Raw genomic sequence first — 18018 nt, forward strand, 5'->3', positions numbered from 1 at the left:
CCCAGAAGTTATATATGGATTTGGAAAACGAAAACGAAGAACTACATCACGATGTAAACCCTGAAGACCACGAACCACAAGAGGTGATTACTAAGGTCACAGGAATGTACAAAGACTGGTTTTTGGATTATGCATCTTATGTAATCTTAGAGCGAGCAGTACCGGCAATTGAAGATGGTTTAAAACCAGTACAACGTCGTATTCTTCATTCTATGAAGGATCTCGATGATGGTCGATATAATAAAGTGGCCAATATTGTAGGGCACACGATGCAGTATCATCCCCATGGTGATGCCAGTATCGCTGATGCGATGGTACAAGTTGGACAAAAAGAATTGCTGATTGATATGCAAGGTAACTGGGGTAATATCCTTACCGGTGATAGAGCAGCCGCATCGAGATATATAGAAGCCCGGTTATCTAAATTTGCATTAGATGTAGTATACAATCCCAAAGTTACCGATTGGCAATTATCATATGATGGTAGAAAGAAAGAACCTATTAATCTTCCGGTTAAATTTCCATTGTTGTTAGCACAAGGTGCAGAAGGAATAGCCGTTGGATTAAGCACCAAGATTCTTCCTCATAATTTTATAGAATTAATAGATGCATCTATAAAGCATTTGCAAGGAAAACGATTTACTATCTTGCCTGATTTTCCTACGTCAGGTATTGCAGATTTTACAAACTATAATGATGGTAACCGTGGCGGTAAAGTTAGGGTACGTGCCGAGATATCTCAATATGAGAAGAATACTTTGGTTATAAATGAGATACCATTTTCTACAACCACCACATCTTTAATAGATTCTATTCTTAAGGCTAATGAAAAAGGAAAGATAAAGATTAAGAAAATAGAAGATAATACTGCAGCAAAAGTAGAGATATTAATACATCTTCCTTCTGGTATCTCCCCTGATAAAACGATCGATGCACTTTATGCATTTACAAACTGCGAAGTGTCTATATCACCATTAGGATGTGTTATAGAAGATAATAAACCAAACTTTATTGGTGTTTCAGAAATGCTACGTCGTTCTACAGATAATACAGTAGAATTACTGAAAAAGGAACTGGAAATTCAATTAGAAGAATTACAGGAACAATGGCATTTTGCTTCACTAGAAAGAATATTTATCGAAAACCGTATCTACCGGGATATAGAAGAAGTAGAAACATGGCCAGGGGTGATTGAAGCTATTGATAAAGGATTACAACCTCATATTAAACATCTAAAACGAGCGATTACCGAGGAAGATATTGTACGTCTAACAGAAATTCGAATTAAGCGTATTTCTAAATTTGATATAGATAAAGCACAACAAAAAATAGATGCACTTGAAGAAGATATAGCCCAGGTAAAACACAATCTTGAGCACCTTATAGAGTTTGCTATAGATTACTTTAAAAGGCTAAAAACTACATATGGTAAAGGAAAAGAACGTAAGACCGAAATCAAGATTTTTGATGATATTGAAGCGACCAAAGTAGTAATTCGAAATACAAAACTATATGTAAATCGAGAAGAAGGGTTTATAGGTACTTCATTACGTAAGGATGAGTATGTAGCAGATTGTTCTGATATTGATGATATTATTTGTTTTACAGGAGAAGGAAAATTGATGATTACCAAAGTTGGATCAAAGACCTTTATTGGTAAAAATATAATTCATATAGCTGTCTTTAAGAAAAAAGATAAACGTACAATTTATAATATGATTTATCAAGATGGTAAGGGTGGAGCATCATATGTTAAGCGATTTGCCGTTACAGGAGTAACAAGAGATAAAGAATATGACCTTGCACAAGGAAAAAAAGGATCAAAAATCACTTATTTCTCTGCTAATCCAAATGGTGAGGCTGAGGTAATTACTATTTTCTTACGACAAGCAGGAAGTATCAAAAAATTAAAATTTGATCTCGACTTTGCAGATTTATTAATCAAAGGTAGAGGGGTAAAAGGTAATATTGTTACCAAATATAATATCAAGCGAGTTGAATTGAAAGAACAAGGAGTATCTACTCTAAAACCACGAAGAATCTGGTTTGACGATTCGGTACAACGCCTTAATGTAGATGGAAGAGGAGAATTATTAGGTGAATTTAGAGGAGAGGATCGTCTTTTGGTTATTACCCAAAAAGGGAATGCAAAAACAATAATTCCCGAAATGACATTGCATTTCAGTTCGGATATGATTGTTTTAGAAAAATGGAAACCCAAAAAACCAATATCTGCAATATATTGGGATGGAGAGAAAGAACGATACTATATAAAACGTTTCCTAATAGAACACCCAGAGCGAGAAGAAACTTTTATTACAGAGCACCAAAAGTCTTTCTTAGAAGTTGTCTCTACAGATTATAGACCTATGGCAGAAATAGTATTTACTAAGCTAAGAGGTAAAGATCAACGACCCAATGAAGAAATAAATCTCGAAGAATTTATATCCATAAAAGGATCAAAAGCATTAGGAAATCAATTAACTACACATAAAGTAAAACAGATTAATCTGCTGGATTCATTACCGTATGAAGAAGAAGAAGATCTTCCTACCGAAGAAATCGAAGTGATAGAAGAAGAAAATGTGTCTCCTGAAACAACCAACAATCAAGCTTCAGCAAAATCTTTAGATAATGATAATGATGCAGGTGAAGAAGGAGAGCAGGCGAGTTTATTTTGATAATAAAGTGGGTGATGATTTGGATTATTACTTTTGATTGAAGGAGTCATTCAAATTTGGGTTATTTCATACTACAACCAATACCAAATGTAAATCCCTGCACTGAAAGTGCAGGGATTTAGTTGTTTATATTTTTGTTTCAAAATCTGATATTTTAATAAATTTTTGAGAAGAGTATAAAAATATATCATTTTTCTTAATCAAAAATTTATCAACTCCTCCCCATTCTGTACCATAGCTACCATTATTACTATCTTTTAGTTTTATTTCACCTGTTAGATACTCCTCTAATGAGTTGTTTGAAATATTTAACTTATAGATTCCTTTGTTATCTACTAACACTAATATATTTCCGTTCTTATCAACTGCAATGTCATTAAAGCTGTTTGTATAATCAGAAATTACAGTTGTTACATTAAATTCATTTCCAGTTTTCTCAATTTTTCTTAAATTATTAGAATCATCTATAACATAGATAATTTCATTTGTAGATAATATTTTTGTAACAAATTTAAAGCTGGCATTTAACCCTGTTCCGTCTGTTATTGAAGAATCACCTGAACCAGCAATAATCATATCGGTCTCTAAATTTGGAAAATATCTTCTTAAACCTAATGCACTGTAATCAAAAGTTATATATGTTTCATCACCAAAATTTTCAATAGCACTCATTCTGATCGGCCCCACAAAAGGAGATGATATTGGTGTCATTGAGTAAGTTGAAGAAGATGAAGAATTAACAGAATAAATATGTACTTTATTTCCTTCATTATGTGAATCTGTAACATAATAGATGTTTTCATCACCCGAATTTGTAATTCCCATTTCATTTCCAAATAATGAAAAGTCCAATTCATCTAAAACAGTGATATCTCCAGTATTGCTCATTTTTCTAATTGAAAGATTAACTCCTCCATCACTATTACCTGTGTGTATATAATATATTTCATTATTTGCATTAATAGAAAAGTCCTTAATACTACCAATATTAGCAATATAATCTGCTAATATTGAGTCATCATTGGGTATATTAGATTCTGAATCATCAGAACCACAAGAAAAGATCGAAATTGAAATAATAAACACAAATAGGTTTTTTAGGGCACTTAATTTGTTCATAATGGTATTCTTATTAATTAATTTTTATTACTTTATTTAGTTAAGTATTATTGCATTGTAGGTATCATTTTATATTTGTGTCGTAGAAGAGCGAAATGTTACCTTGATTTTTGATTTTTTTGTGGAATGAATACTGTTTTTTCCTAGGAAGTATTATGATTTACCAAGGGTAAATCACTTATTCGATTAATCACTTAACTGCTATAAACACATGTCATATTGTACTACTTATATTTTTTAATTACCTCTGGTAAAAATATAAAATAAAGTTACCCAAAACTCACATTGGTTAATTACGGTTTTTTAGGCTTTCTTTACAAACTTTGTTAGGATAACAATATGTTGCCCATTTGCACGACCTTCAATTTGTTCTGCATTATCATGAACCAATGAGATGTTTCTAACATGAGTACCTCTTTTAGCGGTAAAATTTGCTCCTTTTACATCCAGATCTTTAATTAAAACAACAGAGTCTCCAGCTTGCAATAGTGCACCATTAGCATCTAAATGTTTAATGGTATTTTCTTTATCATCACCATCTCCAGTAGCATTTGCCCATGCTGCCATATCTTCATCGAGATAAAGCATATCTAATAAATCTTGCGACCAACCTGCAGATTTTAATCTATGTAACATTCTCCATGCCATAACTTGTACAGCAGGAACTTCACTCCACATACTATCATTAAGACAACGCCAGTGATTTACATCTACTTTTTCAGGGTCTTCTATTTGTTCTAAACATACTTGAGAGATAAGAATGTGAGAATCCAGATCTGTTCCTGGAGACTTAGGAACTTCATAGACTTTTAAATTTTCAGTTTCTCCTGATAATTCGCATACAGATCCGCTACGCTTATGTAATTCTCTTTCTAGACTCATTATAATAATATGTTTAATATATAGATTATTTAGTACTGCAAAAGTGCATTAAAATTTGTAATTATGAAATACCTGATAAACTATTTATTGATGATAGCAAATAATAACAAAATTCATTAGAATTAGAAAGCCTAATAGGTTTTTATTAACTGAAATTTTGCTACCAATATATTGATTAGTCTGGTAAACGGTCACGATCAGATTTTTTACGATTAAAACGATATGTAAGAGTTGCACTAACTCTTCTGCCACTTCTGGTAGTAGAAGAAACCAAACTGTAATTTTGTCCTGTAACTGTGGATTTATTAATTCTCGAATCAAAAATGTTATTCGCATTAAGTGTTAGAGAGACTTTGTCTTTAAATAAGTCTTTACTAATCCCAAAGTTTGCCCAATATTGTGATTTGATAAGTCTTTGCCCACTATTACTTTTTCCTTGATAAGTAAAATTTGTTTGTATAGAAAACCCTTTTGAAAACTTCATTCTAGAATTTACTCTTGTAGACCATTTTGTATCTTCTGTATCATAATTGATATTTTCATAAGTTCCTTCTTGTGTAAAAGTATAATAATTAAACTCACCAGATAAGCGCCACCATTTAAACGGATTATATGTTGTTGCCAGCTCAAATCCTAGACGTTCCTCATGAGATAAATTTACTGGTGTTGTTATAAAACCTCCTTCAGCAGTAGGAGAGGTAATAAATTGGAAGAAATCAGTATGATATTGATAGTAAATTGATGGATTGAGCGTTATTTTTGTCCATCTTTTTAATAATGCAAGTTCAAGAACATTTGCATATGCAGGGTTTAAATCAGGATTTCCTGCAAAGAGATCTCTAGGATCCGAAAGCCCTCCAAAAGGATTTAGTTGCCAAAATCGCGGTCGATTAATTCTTCTGCTATAACTTAATTGAAGATTGGTTCTTTCTGTAAAATTATAGGTGAAATGAGTGGTAGGAAATATGTCTGTGTATTTTTTCTTATTACTAAAAAGTGCTTCGCGATCACTAATACCGATATCAGAATGTTCTAGCCTAACCCCAAGAAGATAATTAAACTTTTTTCTATTGTTACCATATTGCATATATGTTCCATAAATACGCTCGTCATAATCCAGGCGGTTATCAAAACCTTCTAATATTTGATCGTCTACCCATGCAGTATAGTCACTTGTAATTCTCCTGATTTCTCCTCGAACACCTGTTTCTAATCTTGATTTTTCGGTCAAAGGAGATATAAAGTCAGATAGTATAAGGAGATCTTTACTACTTTCTACATCCCGAGTTCTGATTCTTGTTAGACCTCCTTCGGTAGGTAAAATACGTTGTTGAGTGATCATTTCATTTTCATCATCATTCCAAAAATCATACTGAACATTAGCTGTTAATTTTTGTCCCTTTTTATCAAATGTTTTTACATAGTTGATTTCTAACTGATTAAAGTTTTGTGGTTCTTTATAATCCTCTTTTCGTGATATGATACTATCTGTTTCTTTATTGGTATTTAGATAAGTATAAGTGAAATCAGTTTCATCAGTATTCTTTAATTTGTTATGATAAAAGCTTGTGGTAAGTGTATTTTTGTCATTAATGTAATAATCTCCTCCAAAGTAAATATTGTAGTGATCATCATTTCTTTTGGTGTCTGCATTAAGGTTTACACTATTAGTTATTGTGTTTGTTTGAGTTGTTTGTGTTTGTTTTTCTTCTCCAAAAAAATTAGCATATCTATATCCCAGATTAGCGAATACATTAATTTTTTCTGTTTTATAATTTAAGTTAATATTTGCATTGTGATTTGCAGGAATTCCTGAAGTAAGTTGAAAAGAACCACCAAAACCAGAACGTTTATTTTTTTTGAGAATAATGTTTATAATACCTGCAGCTCCTTCAGATTCATATCTGGCTGAAGGATTAGTAATTACCTCTACTTTTTCGATGTTTTCTGCCGGAATCTGCTCAAGCCCATTGTTTGCAGTAAGTACAGATGGTTTGCCATTAATTAGTATTCTAACACTTGGATTTCCTCTAAGACTAACAGCCCCTGCAGCATCTACACTTACCGAAGGAACATTGTCTAGTACATCACTTATTGTTCCTCCTTTATGAATAAGATCTTTTCCTACATTAAATACTTTTTTATCTAATTTATACTCTACAGTAGTTTTTTCTGATACTAATGTTACTTCTGCTAATTGCTCATTATCTTCCTCAAGTATTATAGTATCAAGAACCATATCGTCATCGATAGTGATGTTATTTATTATGTATGCTTTAAAAGAGATGTATTCTATTTTAATATTATATTTTCCAGGGGGAACTTCTATAACAAAATTTCCTTCTGCATTGGTGATTCCACCCGTAATGGTTTTTTGATTTACAGAGTTTATGATTGCTATTGTAGCAAACTCTAAAGGTTGTTTATATACTTTTTCTATTACCTTACCGCTAAGAGTTAGTTGTTTTGACATTTGTGCTTGTAAAGACATAATACAGCTTAACAAGAATATAAACGCTATTTTTTTCATCCTGACTAGTTTTTTAATTTTGGTCAAAAATGATTGTTTTATGAGTATGGGTTTTGAGTTATCGACCAATACCAGCAAAAAATCGTCGGATGATAAAAGATGATGAGTAAGAGATATTCGTCGTTTATTTTAACTGATTCAGGCAGTTTTTTTATGAATTCGTCTACTTCATTCATTTAAAGGCAATACAGGCTTTATTTTTGAATTGGGAATTAAAAATAATACCCAATATTGGCCATAATCATCGAAAAATGGGAGCATCTGCCGCCGAGTTCCTATATAAAAAGTAGTTGGCCTATAGTAAAAGATCTCTTCAAAAAAGCAGTAATTTGGAGTAAAATTATTGAATAATATTTTTTAGAGAATAAGTCGTATATAACAGCATATTTAGATTATGAATTTTAAAAAATTAAAAGAAGATTTTAGACAGTCAAGATTATCTTTCCATATTATATTTTGGTTGGTCGTGTTATTGTTTTTTATGGTTAGAGATGATTTTGAAGAAAATCATACAATGGTCGCTTCTTTGGTGTATAAGATTTGCATTATGATTCCCCAAATATTGGCATCTTATTCTTTGACATACATTTTGGTTCCCAAATTTATTTACACCAAAAAATATGTGCGTTTTACGATCTTAATGCTTCTTAGTGCTTACATATTTAGTGCGTTAAGTAGAGTTCTAATAGTTCATGTAGCAGAACCATTGGTACGAATACCTCCGTTTACTCAAGAAACGGTCGCTCAAATTTTTCTGGATGTAAAATTTTTGATGGCACACTATTTTCCTAGTATTTATATAGCAGCACTAATTTTTCTGGCAGTTCAGTTTATAGTAGATATTTCTAAGGTGAAACAGCAAAATTTGTTATTAGAAAAAGAGAAAGTAGGAGCAGAATTAAAAATGCTTAAGACTCAATTACATCCTCATTTTCTATTTAATACACTTAATAATATTTATATGTTGTCTTTGGATAATTCTCCAAAAACTCCAGAATCAATAAGTAAACTATCAGAGATATTGGATTATGTGCTATATAGATGTAATACTAAATTTGTTTCTGTTACAAACGAAATTTCTTTTCTAGAAAATTATATCGCCCTTGAAAAACTAAGATATGACGATCGTTTGCAGGTGACATTTAATACATCATTGGAGAAGGATATTGAAATAGCTCCACTTATTTTACTTCCATTAGTTGAAAATGCATTTAAGCATGGAGCAGGAGAGGATAGCGGATCCCCAAAAATTGATATTTCTATTAGTTATCAAGACACTATTTTTACCTTTGTAGTAGCTAATTCTATTGCTAACTCTACACAAGAGGGAGTTAAAGAATCTATCGGACTTAATAACATCAAGCAACAATTGGATTTAATTTACCCCAATGGTTATATCCTTAATATCGACGAAAAAGAAAGCTTATTTACAGTAACTCTAGAACTTACAGTATGAATACATTTACTACAAAGACAAGATGTTTAATTGTTGATGATGAGCCTTTGGCTGTACGACTTATAGAAAAGCACATTTCTCAAATAGAGTCTTTAGAAGTGGTTGCTTCATGTAATAATGCACTAAAAGCTTTTGAGATTTTGAATAATGAAGCTATTGATTTATTGTTTTTGGATGTAAAAATGCCTTCGGTTACAGGGATAGATCTTTTAAAAACAATAAAACATCCTCCTAGTACTATCCTAACAACTGCTTATAGAGATTATGCTCTAGAAGGGTATGACTTGGATATAGTAGATTACATTTTGAAACCTGTGACTTTTGATAGGTTTTTTAAAGCGGTAGAGCGTTATTTCAGAATAAAAAATGGAATTCAGAGAGATACAGAAGCACCTATTAATGCATTAACAGGAGAAGATCCCTATATTCTTATCAAATCAGGAAACAAACATCACAAAATACATTTAAATACCATTCTATATATTGAAAGTTTAAAAGATTATATAAAAATACATACCAATAAGAAATGTATTGTGGCTAAGTATAAAATCGGGGATATAGAACTTGAATTAATAGATAAAGAATTTTTAAGGACACATCGATCTTATATTATTAATCTAAAAAAAGTAACGGCTTTTACAATAAACGATATTGATATTGATACTGTAGAGATTCCTATAGGTGTTAGTTACAGAGATAAGGTATTTCCATTTTTAGAAAAAATATAATGTCGATGATTATACAATTCATTGAATAGGAACCCAGATTTCTTCTTCAGATTTTGGATGATGTGGGCCATGGTATTTGTCTCCCATAATTGCAAAATGATTTCTTTGATCTAATTCATAACCCGAATTAGGAAGCCATTTTCCGTGTATATAATCCATTGTTTTTTTGAAAGTATCAACAGGTCCTTTATGAATGAATATAGCGTATTTACCACCTGGTAGTAGATAAGAAACCATACCTTCTGGAACCTGATTAAAATCTGTGACTTCGACGGCAGCCCATTTTTCGAATATTACATCTTCTGTAAAAGTATCGAAAGTGATATCTTCATCATATGTTTGTACAGAATAATATCCCGTGTTTTTATTATTTTTGATCTCAAATCTTCTGGGCATAAATTGTTGCCACATTTGAGATGTTGTGTCATTAGATAGCGAAGTTTTTATTCGCATTCCTATTAATTTTCTATCTATAATCGTAATAATTTTTGGCTCCATAGAAACAAAATCACTTTGTAGTTTATTGATATCAGCTGGTGATAAAGTATATCGTTCAAAAGCTACGAATCGATGCCTTTTTTTTCGATATTTCCCAGGGCTTGTTTTAAAAACAGATTGAAAAGCACGAGTATATGCTTGCTGAGAATCAAATTGATAACGTTCTGCAATAGCTACAATAGGTTCTTGGGTAAGGATTAACTCATGAGCAGACTCAGATACTCTTCGTTTTCTTACATAGTTTACCACTGTTTCTCCCGTAACAGCTGCAAAAAGACGAATAAAATGATATTTAGAGTAACACGCTTCTTGTGCAATACGATCTAGTGTAAGTACGTTTTTTAGGTTTTCTTCTATAAAAGTAATTGCATTAGAAATTCTATATTGGTATGAGTCTTTAGCGCTTTCAGGCATAATTTGCTTTTTGAACACTACAATAGTACATCTAAAACTTTACTATTTTTTGACCGGTATTGCGGAAATAATTTAGAAAAACTAAATAATACACTTATTCTCTGGTAAAGTCAAAAAACCTATCTCAAAAATACGTGAATGATTATAGGTGTATCGATTAACTTAACTGCGGTTTAAATTTTCCTTTACTTTTTCTTATCCGAACAGCGACAACTTTATATTCTGGACACATCGCTTCAGAATCATGAATATCTCCGGTTAAATTATTAATCATAATTTCTGGGAAATGAAAAGTAGTACTCAATACTCCTTTTTTAACTTCATCCGTAATTCTGGCTTTTACATCTACTTTCCCTCTAGGAGATTCTAGACACACATAATCACCTTCATTTACTAAGTTTTCTTGTGCATCTTCTGGATGAATCATTAGATAATCATCAGATAGTATTTGTTCATTAGCCGTTCTACGAGTCATAGCTCCACAATTATAATGCTCTAGCTCCCTGTTTGTTGTTAAGATATATGGATAATCTTTGGCATGTGAAGTTAATTCTTTGGTTTCCTCCCAAGAATTAAATTCAAATAACCCTTTTCCTCGTTTAAAATCTGTTTTATGAAGAATTTGTGTATCTGTACCATCTTTTGCAACAGGCCATTGCAGTCCATTTACACCTAATCTATCCCATGAAATCCCTGCAAAGAAAGGAACAATTTGAGATATTTCTTCCAACATTCCATCGGGAGTATAGTCTGCTTGAGCATATCCCATTTTATTCATAATATCTACAATAATTTGTCCGTCTGGTTTAGATCCTTCAATAGGTTCAACAACTTTATGAACCGCTTGCACACGTCTCTCTCCATTGGTAAACGTTCCGTTTTTCTCCAGGAACGATGCGCCTGGTAAAATAACATCTGCATATTTTGCAGTCTCAGTCATGAATAATTCTTGAACAATTACCAGATCGGTTGCCTGAAGCGCTTTAATAACTTTTTGTGTGTTAGGATCTGTTTGTACTACATCTTCTCCTATAATCCAAATAGCTTTTAGGTCTCCAGCCAGGGCAGCATCAAACATTTCTGGTATTTTGTATCCTATGTTCATAGGTACATTTACACCGTAAAATTCATTATACTGTTTATTTACCTTATGGCTAGTAATATCCAAATATCCTGCTCCCTGATGTGGTTGTACACCCATATCGGCAGAACCTTGTACATTATTTTGCCCACGTAGCGGATTTACACCAACACCGCGTCTTCCAATATTACCTGTAAGCAAAGCCAAATCGGCAATTTGCATTACTGTAAATGTACCTTGAGAATGCTCTGTTACTCCTAATCCATGAAAAGACATAGCATTTGGAGCAGAAGCATAGGCAATGGCCGCTTCACGTACCTGATTGCGATCCACACCAGAAACAGCTTCTAGTTTGTCTATATTTATGGAAAGAATCTCTTTTTTATATTCTTCAAATCCTTCTGTTCTGCTTTCGATAAAAGAAGCATCTGCCAGTTCTTCGGTTATAATGTAAAACATCATCATATTAAGAACAGCCACATTAGTTCCTGGTCGTAATGCTAAGTGATGTGTTGCATATTTAGCCAATTCGGTACGTCTTGGGTCAATAACAATAGAAACATTGTCACTCTTCATGGCAAACTGCTTTAATTTGGCTCCTGTTACGGGGTGCGCATCGGTTGGGTTAGCCCCAATAACCATAATACAGTTTGTGTCTTTTAAATCATCAATAGAATTAGTAGCTGCTCCGGTACCATACGTACGCTGCATTCCTAAAGCAGTAGGCGAGTGGCATACTCGTGCACAACCATCTATATTGTTAGTCTGAATTACAGCTCTAAAGAATTTTTGCATTAAATAATTCTCTTCATTGGTACATCGTGAAGACGAAATCCCTGCCATAGAATCCGAGCCAAATTCATTTTTATAAGAGCTTAATTTTGAAGCGATATATTCATATACTTCATCCCAGCTAACCTTTTCAAATGCCCCATTTCTTTTGATCATAGGAGAATTTAAACGCTCAGGGTGATCGTAAAACTTAAATGCATAACGACCTTTTAAACAGGTATGCCCCTGGTTTACCTCGGCATCATAGGGAGCTTGAATACTTAATATTTCTCCATTACTGGTAGCAACTTCAAGATTACATCCTACACCGCAATAGGTACAAATAGTTCTCGTTGTATCGGTGGCTTTAATAGCTTTTGACTGAAAAACATCTGAAATAGCAGAAGTTGGGCATGCTTGAGAGCAAGCACCGCAACTTACACAATCAGAATCCATAAAAGATTGATCTAATCCTTTGATAATAGAAGAATCAAAGCCTCGACCAGACATACTCAATACAAATTGCCCTTGTACTTCATCACAGGCACGTACACATCGATAACAGTTAATGCATTTGGATAAATCTGAAGTCATATAGGGATGACTTAAATCTTTTGTTTTATAAAGGTGATTATCTCCTTCTGGATAACGTACTTCTCTAATTCCTACCTGGGCGGCAACTGTTTGTAGCTCACAATTTCCATTTACCTCACAGGTTAAACAATCAAGAGGATGGTCTGTTAGTACCAACTCTACGATATTTTTTCGTAATTCTTTAACCGATTCAGAATTTGTGTATATGTATTGTCCTTCTGAAACTGGTGTATGGCAAGAGGCCAAAGTCTTAACAGCTCCGTTTTCTTCTAAGGCCACTTCTACGCTACACACACGGCAAGAACCAAAAGGATCTAAATTTGGTGCATCACATAAGGTTGGAACAAGATTTTTTTCTTTATACCTTCTTATAAAAGAGAGCATAGTTTCTCCTTCAACTATTTCGAAAGCCTGATTATCTATATAAGCTGTTTTCATGATAATAAATGTTTAGTTGAAGTACGTTTTCAATTCATCTTCAAAATAGTGTAACGTATTTCGGATAGGTAGTGGAATACCACCTCCGTGCGCGCATAATGACCCTTGTTCGAGAGTAGTTAAAAGATCTGAGAACAATTTTTGATCTATTTTATAATCTGATTGTAATGCTTTGTTAGAAAGCTCATGCCCTCGTTTTGTTCCTAGTCTACAAGGAAAACATTTTCCGCAACTTTCATAAGAAGCAAAATCAAAAAGATGTTCTATAAATTTCATCATTGGAAAACTAGAAGGAATACAAATAATTGATGCATGTCCCAGTAAGAAACCTTCTTTTGAAAAAGATTCAAAATCTATTGTCAAATCATTAATTTTTGAGATGGGGACTACTCCTCCAAGAGGACCGCCAATCTGAAGCGCTTTAATATCGGATTTAAATCCACCACCCAAGTCGTTAATAACTACAGAAAGAGAGGTTCCCATTTCTACTTCATAGAGGCCAGGTCGATTAAAAAAGCTATCTAAGGAAACTAGTTTTGTTCCAGAAGAACGTTCAGTTCCAATTTGTTTCCAGGCATTTCCTCCATTACTTATAATGTAATGTAAAGCGGCTAGTGTTTCTACATTATTAACTACAGTTGGCTTATTAAATAAGCCTTTTTGAGCTGGATAGGGCGGACGAACACGAACTTCTGGTCGTTGTCCTTCTATAGAGTTGATAAGCGCCGTTTCTTCTCCACAAATGTATGATCCTTGTGCTTGTATGATTTTGAAATCAAAGTTAAATCCACTATCATGAATATTATCCCCGATCAATCCTTCATTTCGAAGATCATCGATAGCATCCTGTACGATTTTTGCAGCTTCAGGATATTCTGCACGTATATACACAATCCCGTAACTTGCATGTGTAACATATCCAGAAATAAGCATTCCGAATAATACCGAATGGGGTTGATGTTCTAATAAATATCGATCAGAAAAAGCACCGGGATCTCCTTCATCGGCATTACAAATAATAAATTTTGTTGTGTTTTCTACATTTCTGCAAAACTCTAATTTTAATCCCATCGGGAAACCTGCACCACCACGACCTCGAACATTTGAAGTTTTGATTTCTTCTAATATTTCTGCGGAATCTTTTTTAAGAGCACCTATAAACGGCTTATAAAAATCAGAAATAGTAGTGAATGATTGGGTAAGTATTGCTTTTCCACTAGCTTTTATATTGTAATTATCTTGATTTAACTCATTTTTTGAATTAATAATTTGATCAAGATTATGAAGTGCATCACCAGAATAATTTTTTCCATCATAATGAAATGCGTTATTTTCATGACACCTCCCAAGGCATGTCATATGCCCAATTTCATCTTCCTTAAAATGATTTTTAAGTGAATTGCCTAGAGTATCTTGGGTACCAGCACAAACACATGCGGTCCCATTACAAACATATACTTTTTTACCTTTGTTTTCGGGTTTTAAAAAATCATAGAAACTAGCTGTACCATAAGTATTGGCTTTTCCAATTAAGAACTCATCAGCCAATTTTACTAATTCTTCATCACTTGGTGTGCCTGTAGGTTTTGCCAGCTCTCCCATTTTATTGAAGAGACTCTGATCTACTTTTTTTCTACCTAATAATTCACTTAAATTATCTGACATATATTCTTTTTAACCTGCTTTTGTATCGATATCTCGAAATTGTTTAGTTGTTTTAGTTCGATAGGGATTAGAGTAACAGGTTGCTCTCTGATTACGGCAAAATGCTAATAATGTAATCCCTAGTTCTTTAGAGTAATCAACTGCTAAAGACGATGGTGCAGAAACTGCCGCTAAAAACGGAATTTTTGCTTTAAAACATTTAATAACGATTTCATAAGAAACACGTCCACTCACAGTAATTATTTTTGCTTGATCTAGTTTGTTTAATAAAATTAGTTTACCAATAACTTTATCTACCGCATTATGACGGCCAATATCTTCCATAGAACATAGTAGTTCTCCGGTATTAGTAAATGCAGCAGCAGCATGTGCACCACCTGATTGGTTAAAATTATCCTGCAAAGCACTCATTTTTGTAAATAATTGATGAATAATATTGACATCAATTATTTCGGTATCATCAATAGTTTTTCCTAGAAATGATAGATCTCCAAGTTCTGTTCGGCCACAAATACCACAAGAAGAGACAGATAATAAACTTCTGCTATTAGAATATCCATCACCTAGTTCTTCTTCAGGAATAGTAAGATTCACTATGGTTACAATACCATCGTCATTCTCTTTTTTTAAAACAATATCGGGCTGGAAATTTACATTTTTAATGATATCTTCAGAGTGAAGCATTCCTCGAATTAGGCTAATATCTTCTCCCGGAGTCCTCATAGACACCGTAAAGGGTTTATTGTTGATATTTATTTGCAATGCTTCTTCAATAGTAAGTGAATCTAATGTTTTATTCACTGAATCTACTTCATATTTCTTGCCTTCATAATTTCTAATTGCCATAAGAACTATTAATTAATAAAGAGCTATTTACACAAAGTTAATAGAAATAATTGTATTACATTAAACATTAACTATAACGTAAAAAGCGTATTTATTGATATCAGCTTCTAAAATAATCCTGTAATATTACCATCATTATCAATATTGATGTTTTCTGATGCTGGATGGGCAGGAAGACCGGGCATTCTCATCATGTTTCCTGTAATTGGAACTAAAAACCCTGCACCTGCAGCTATTTCTATTTCTCTAATAGTTATTGTAAAATCTTTTGGGCGACCTATTAATTTGGGATTATCAGATAATGATTTTTGAGTCTTGGCAATACAAACCGGAAGATTTTCTAATCCTAATTCTGCAATTGTTTTTAGGTTTTTCTTTGCTTTTGCAGTATAATCAACTCGATTTGCACCATATATTTTGGTAGCAATAGTTTCGATCTTATCGGTTACATCTGTTTCCCAATTGTATAAGGGAGAAAAGTTTGATTCACCAGATTCTACAATTTCTACCACATGCTTTGCAAGATCTAAAGCACCTTTTCCTCCTTTAGCCCAAACTTCAGCTAAAGCAACTCTTACGTTATTTTTTTTCGCAAACTCTTGAATAGCAGCAATCTCTTCATCACTATCAGATACAAATCTGTTGATAGCAATAACAGGAGTAATCCCAAACTGCTTTACATTTTCTAAATGCTTTTCAAGATTAGGTATTCCGTTTTTTAGCGCTTCTACATTAGGATCTGTCAACGATTTTAAATCTGCTCCTCCGTGATATTTTAATGCTCGTATTGTAGTAGTGATTACAATTGCTTTTGGTGAAATCCCTGCGCTTTGGCATTTTATATCCAAAAATTTCTCTGCACCCAAATCCGCACCAAAACCTGCTTCTGTTACGGTATAATCAGAAAGCGACATTCCCATACGTGTTGCAATTACAGAGTTGGTACCTTGGGCGATATTTGCAAAAGGTCCGCCATGAATAATTGCCGGGTTACCTTCGATTGTTTGTACCAGGTTTGGCTTAACCGCATCTTTAAGAAGGGCAGCCATAGCGCCTTCAACTTTTAAGTCTTTGGCATAGATTGGTTTTTTATCAAAGGTATATCCAATAAAAATATTACCTAATCGTTTTTTTAGATTTTCTAAATCATCCGCCAGACACAAGATTGCCATTATTTCTGATGCTGCCGTAATATCAAAGCCTGTTTCTCTTGGTACTCCAGAAGTTGTTCCTCCTAGTCCCACAACAATATTTCTAAGTGCTCTGTCATTCATGTCCATTACCCTTTTCCAGGTAACTGTTCTGGCATCTATACTCAATGAATTTGTTTTGCTTTGTATATTATTGTCAATAACAGCAGAGAGTAAATTATGTGCTTTTTCAATCGCTGAAAAATCACCAGTAAAGTGTAGGTTAATATCCTCCATAGGAAGTACTTGTGAGTAACCACCTCCTGTTGCTCCACCTTTAATGCCGAAAACCGGACCTAAAGAAGGTTCTCTTAAAACTACTGTAGTTTGTTTTCCTAATTGGTTTAAACCTTCAGAAAGACCAATAGACATTGTAGTTTTTCCTTCACCTGCAGGCGTTGGAGAAATAGCAGTAACAAGAATTAAGTTACTTTTGTTTACCTTATTTTTATCAATAACCGAATGTGGCAATTTGGCTTTATACTTACCATACATTTCGATATTGTCAGAATTTAATCCTAGTTTTTCGGCAATAGTACTTATGTGCTTGAGCTCTATCTGTTTTGCTATTTCTAAATCATTCATGTGAAAATTATTTTTTAGGAGTATAATATTAACCAAATTATTTTGATTCTAATATTATACTTGTGAAAAACATTTTCAAATATTAATAATTTGTCTTCATTATAATTAAGGAGGTGATTAGAATCTAATCCGAGATTATTTTTTAAATATAGGTTGCTTATGAAATGAGATTATTTTTATAATGAATATCCTTCTTTATTTTACATTCATCCTTTTGATCTAGAAGAAGCCTGCAATCGTAAAAACATGAAAATATCCCAAACTATAATTATATATGGATACAGTATAACATAAAACCAAAGTCTATTTTTTTTGATTTTTTATATGCATAAAATAAAAACATAGGAAATATTTTTTTCTTATGCTTCACTACTATTAAATTTACAATAATGAATGCAGTAAATAATTATAATTATTTTATTTTTAATTAGTTATGGTTATTTGTTTAACCTAATAATTTAAGAGTATTCAATATAAGCTTTAAGAGTGAAATCACTTCAAAATTTTTAGTTTGTAAGTATAAATCAAGTGATTATTTAT

11 protein-coding genes are annotated in these 18018 nt (G+C 32.8%); 3 read left to right on the forward strand and 8 right to left on the reverse strand.

Translation table 11 applies throughout. The features are described 5' to 3' along the window. Positions 1-14 precede the first annotated feature (14 nt). Entirely contained in the window at positions 15-2681 is a 2667-nt protein-coding gene (locus tag ATE84_RS15240; protein WP_101448776.1) for a DNA gyrase/topoisomerase IV subunit A, read from the forward strand. A 126-nt stretch (positions 2682-2807) separates the two neighbouring features. Here the strand turns inward: ATE84_RS15240 and ATE84_RS15245 are convergent, their stop codons facing one another. The 3 genes from ATE84_RS15245 to ATE84_RS15255 all read right to left on the reverse strand — a co-directional run bounded on the left by ATE84_RS15245 (position 2808) and on the right by ATE84_RS15255 (position 7212). Beyond that, on the reverse strand, positions 2808-3800 hold the full coding sequence (locus ATE84_RS15245) for a hypothetical protein (RefSeq protein WP_101448777.1): 993 nt from the start codon (positions 3798-3800) through the stop codon (positions 2808-2810). A 303-nt stretch (positions 3801-4103) separates the two neighbouring features. Beyond that, positions 4104-4682 (reverse strand): alkylphosphonate utilization protein, encoded by a 579-nt coding sequence (locus ATE84_RS15250; protein WP_101448778.1) that lies wholly within the window; start codon positions 4680-4682, stop codon positions 4104-4106. Between the two features lie 175 nt (positions 4683-4857). Next, on the reverse strand, positions 4858-7212 hold the full coding sequence (locus ATE84_RS15255) for an outer membrane beta-barrel family protein (protein WP_101448779.1): 2355 nt from the start codon (positions 7210-7212) through the stop codon (positions 4858-4860). Positions 7213-7606: 394 nt separating this feature from the next. Between ATE84_RS15255 and ATE84_RS15260 the strand changes: the two genes are divergently transcribed. Both ATE84_RS15260 and ATE84_RS15265 read left to right on the forward strand, forming a co-directional pair. After that, positions 7607-8668, forward strand: coding sequence for a sensor histidine kinase (locus ATE84_RS15260; RefSeq protein WP_233195822.1), 1062 nt, complete (start codon positions 7607-7609; stop codon positions 8666-8668). Continuing rightward, positions 8665-9396 (forward strand): LytTR family DNA-binding domain-containing protein, encoded by a 732-nt coding sequence (locus ATE84_RS15265; protein WP_101448780.1) that lies wholly within the window; start codon positions 8665-8667, stop codon positions 9394-9396. The genes ATE84_RS15260 and ATE84_RS15265 overlap by 4 nt, the downstream gene beginning before the upstream one ends. An 18-nt stretch (positions 9397-9414) precedes the next feature. Here ATE84_RS15265 and ATE84_RS15270 read toward each other — a convergent pair whose 3' ends face one another. From ATE84_RS15270 to ATE84_RS15290, 5 genes are all read right to left on the reverse strand, one after another. Next, on the reverse strand, positions 9415-10308 hold the full coding sequence (locus tag ATE84_RS15270) for a GyrI-like domain-containing protein (protein WP_101448781.1): 894 nt from the start codon (positions 10306-10308) through the stop codon (positions 9415-9417). A gap of 157 nt (positions 10309-10465) precedes the next feature. After that, positions 10466-13192 (reverse strand): formate dehydrogenase subunit alpha, encoded by a 2727-nt coding sequence (gene fdhF, locus ATE84_RS15275; protein ID WP_101448782.1) that lies wholly within the window; start codon positions 13190-13192, stop codon positions 10466-10468. Positions 13193-13204: 12 nt separating this feature from the next. Then, positions 13205-14857: an NADH-ubiquinone oxidoreductase-F iron-sulfur binding region domain-containing protein gene (locus tag ATE84_RS15280; protein WP_101448783.1), complete on the reverse strand. Its 1653-nt coding sequence runs from the start codon at positions 14855-14857 to the stop codon at positions 13205-13207. Between the two features lie 9 nt (positions 14858-14866). Continuing rightward, positions 14867-15703, reverse strand: a complete 837-nt coding sequence (gene fdhD, locus ATE84_RS15285) for a formate dehydrogenase accessory sulfurtransferase FdhD (protein ID WP_101448784.1) — start codon at positions 15701-15703, stop codon at positions 14867-14869. A gap of 107 nt (positions 15704-15810) precedes the next feature. Beyond that, a complete protein-coding gene (locus tag ATE84_RS15290; protein WP_101448785.1) occupies positions 15811-17478 on the reverse strand; it encodes a formate--tetrahydrofolate ligase in 1668 nt (555 codons plus the stop codon). Positions 17479-18018: the final 540 nt, after the last annotated feature.

Source organism: Aquimarina sp. MAR_2010_214, assembly GCF_002846555.1.
GTDB lineage: Bacteria > Bacteroidota > Bacteroidia > Flavobacteriales > Flavobacteriaceae > Aquimarina.

Coding starts and splice junctions, on each gene's coding strand:
- ATE84_RS15240 (WP_101448776.1), top strand. CDS start 15: ATGGATTTGGAAAACGAAAACGAAGAACTACATCACGATGTAAACCCT.
- ATE84_RS15245 (WP_101448777.1), bottom strand. CDS start 3,800: ATGAACAAATTAAGTGCCCTAAAAAACCTATTTGTGTTTATTATTTCA.
- ATE84_RS15250 (WP_101448778.1), bottom strand. CDS start 4,682: ATGAGTCTAGAAAGAGAATTACATAAGCGTAGCGGATCTGTATGCGAA.
- ATE84_RS15255 (WP_101448779.1), bottom strand. CDS start 7,212: ATGAAAAAAATAGCGTTTATATTCTTGTTAAGCTGTATTATGTCTTTA.
- ATE84_RS15260 (WP_233195822.1), top strand. CDS start 7,607: ATGAATTTTAAAAAATTAAAAGAAGATTTTAGACAGTCAAGATTATCT.
- ATE84_RS15265 (WP_101448780.1), top strand. CDS start 8,665: ATGAATACATTTACTACAAAGACAAGATGTTTAATTGTTGATGATGAG.
- ATE84_RS15270 (WP_101448781.1), bottom strand. CDS start 10,308: ATGCCTGAAAGCGCTAAAGACTCATACCAATATAGAATTTCTAATGCA.
- fdhF (WP_101448782.1), bottom strand. CDS start 13,192: ATGAAAACAGCTTATATAGATAATCAGGCTTTCGAAATAGTTGAAGGA.
- ATE84_RS15280 (WP_101448783.1), bottom strand. CDS start 14,857: ATGTCAGATAATTTAAGTGAATTATTAGGTAGAAAAAAAGTAGATCAG.
- fdhD (WP_101448784.1), bottom strand. CDS start 15,703: ATGGCAATTAGAAATTATGAAGGCAAGAAATATGAAGTAGATTCAGTG.
- ATE84_RS15290 (WP_101448785.1), bottom strand. CDS start 17,478: ATGAATGATTTAGAAATAGCAAAACAGATAGAGCTCAAGCACATAAGT.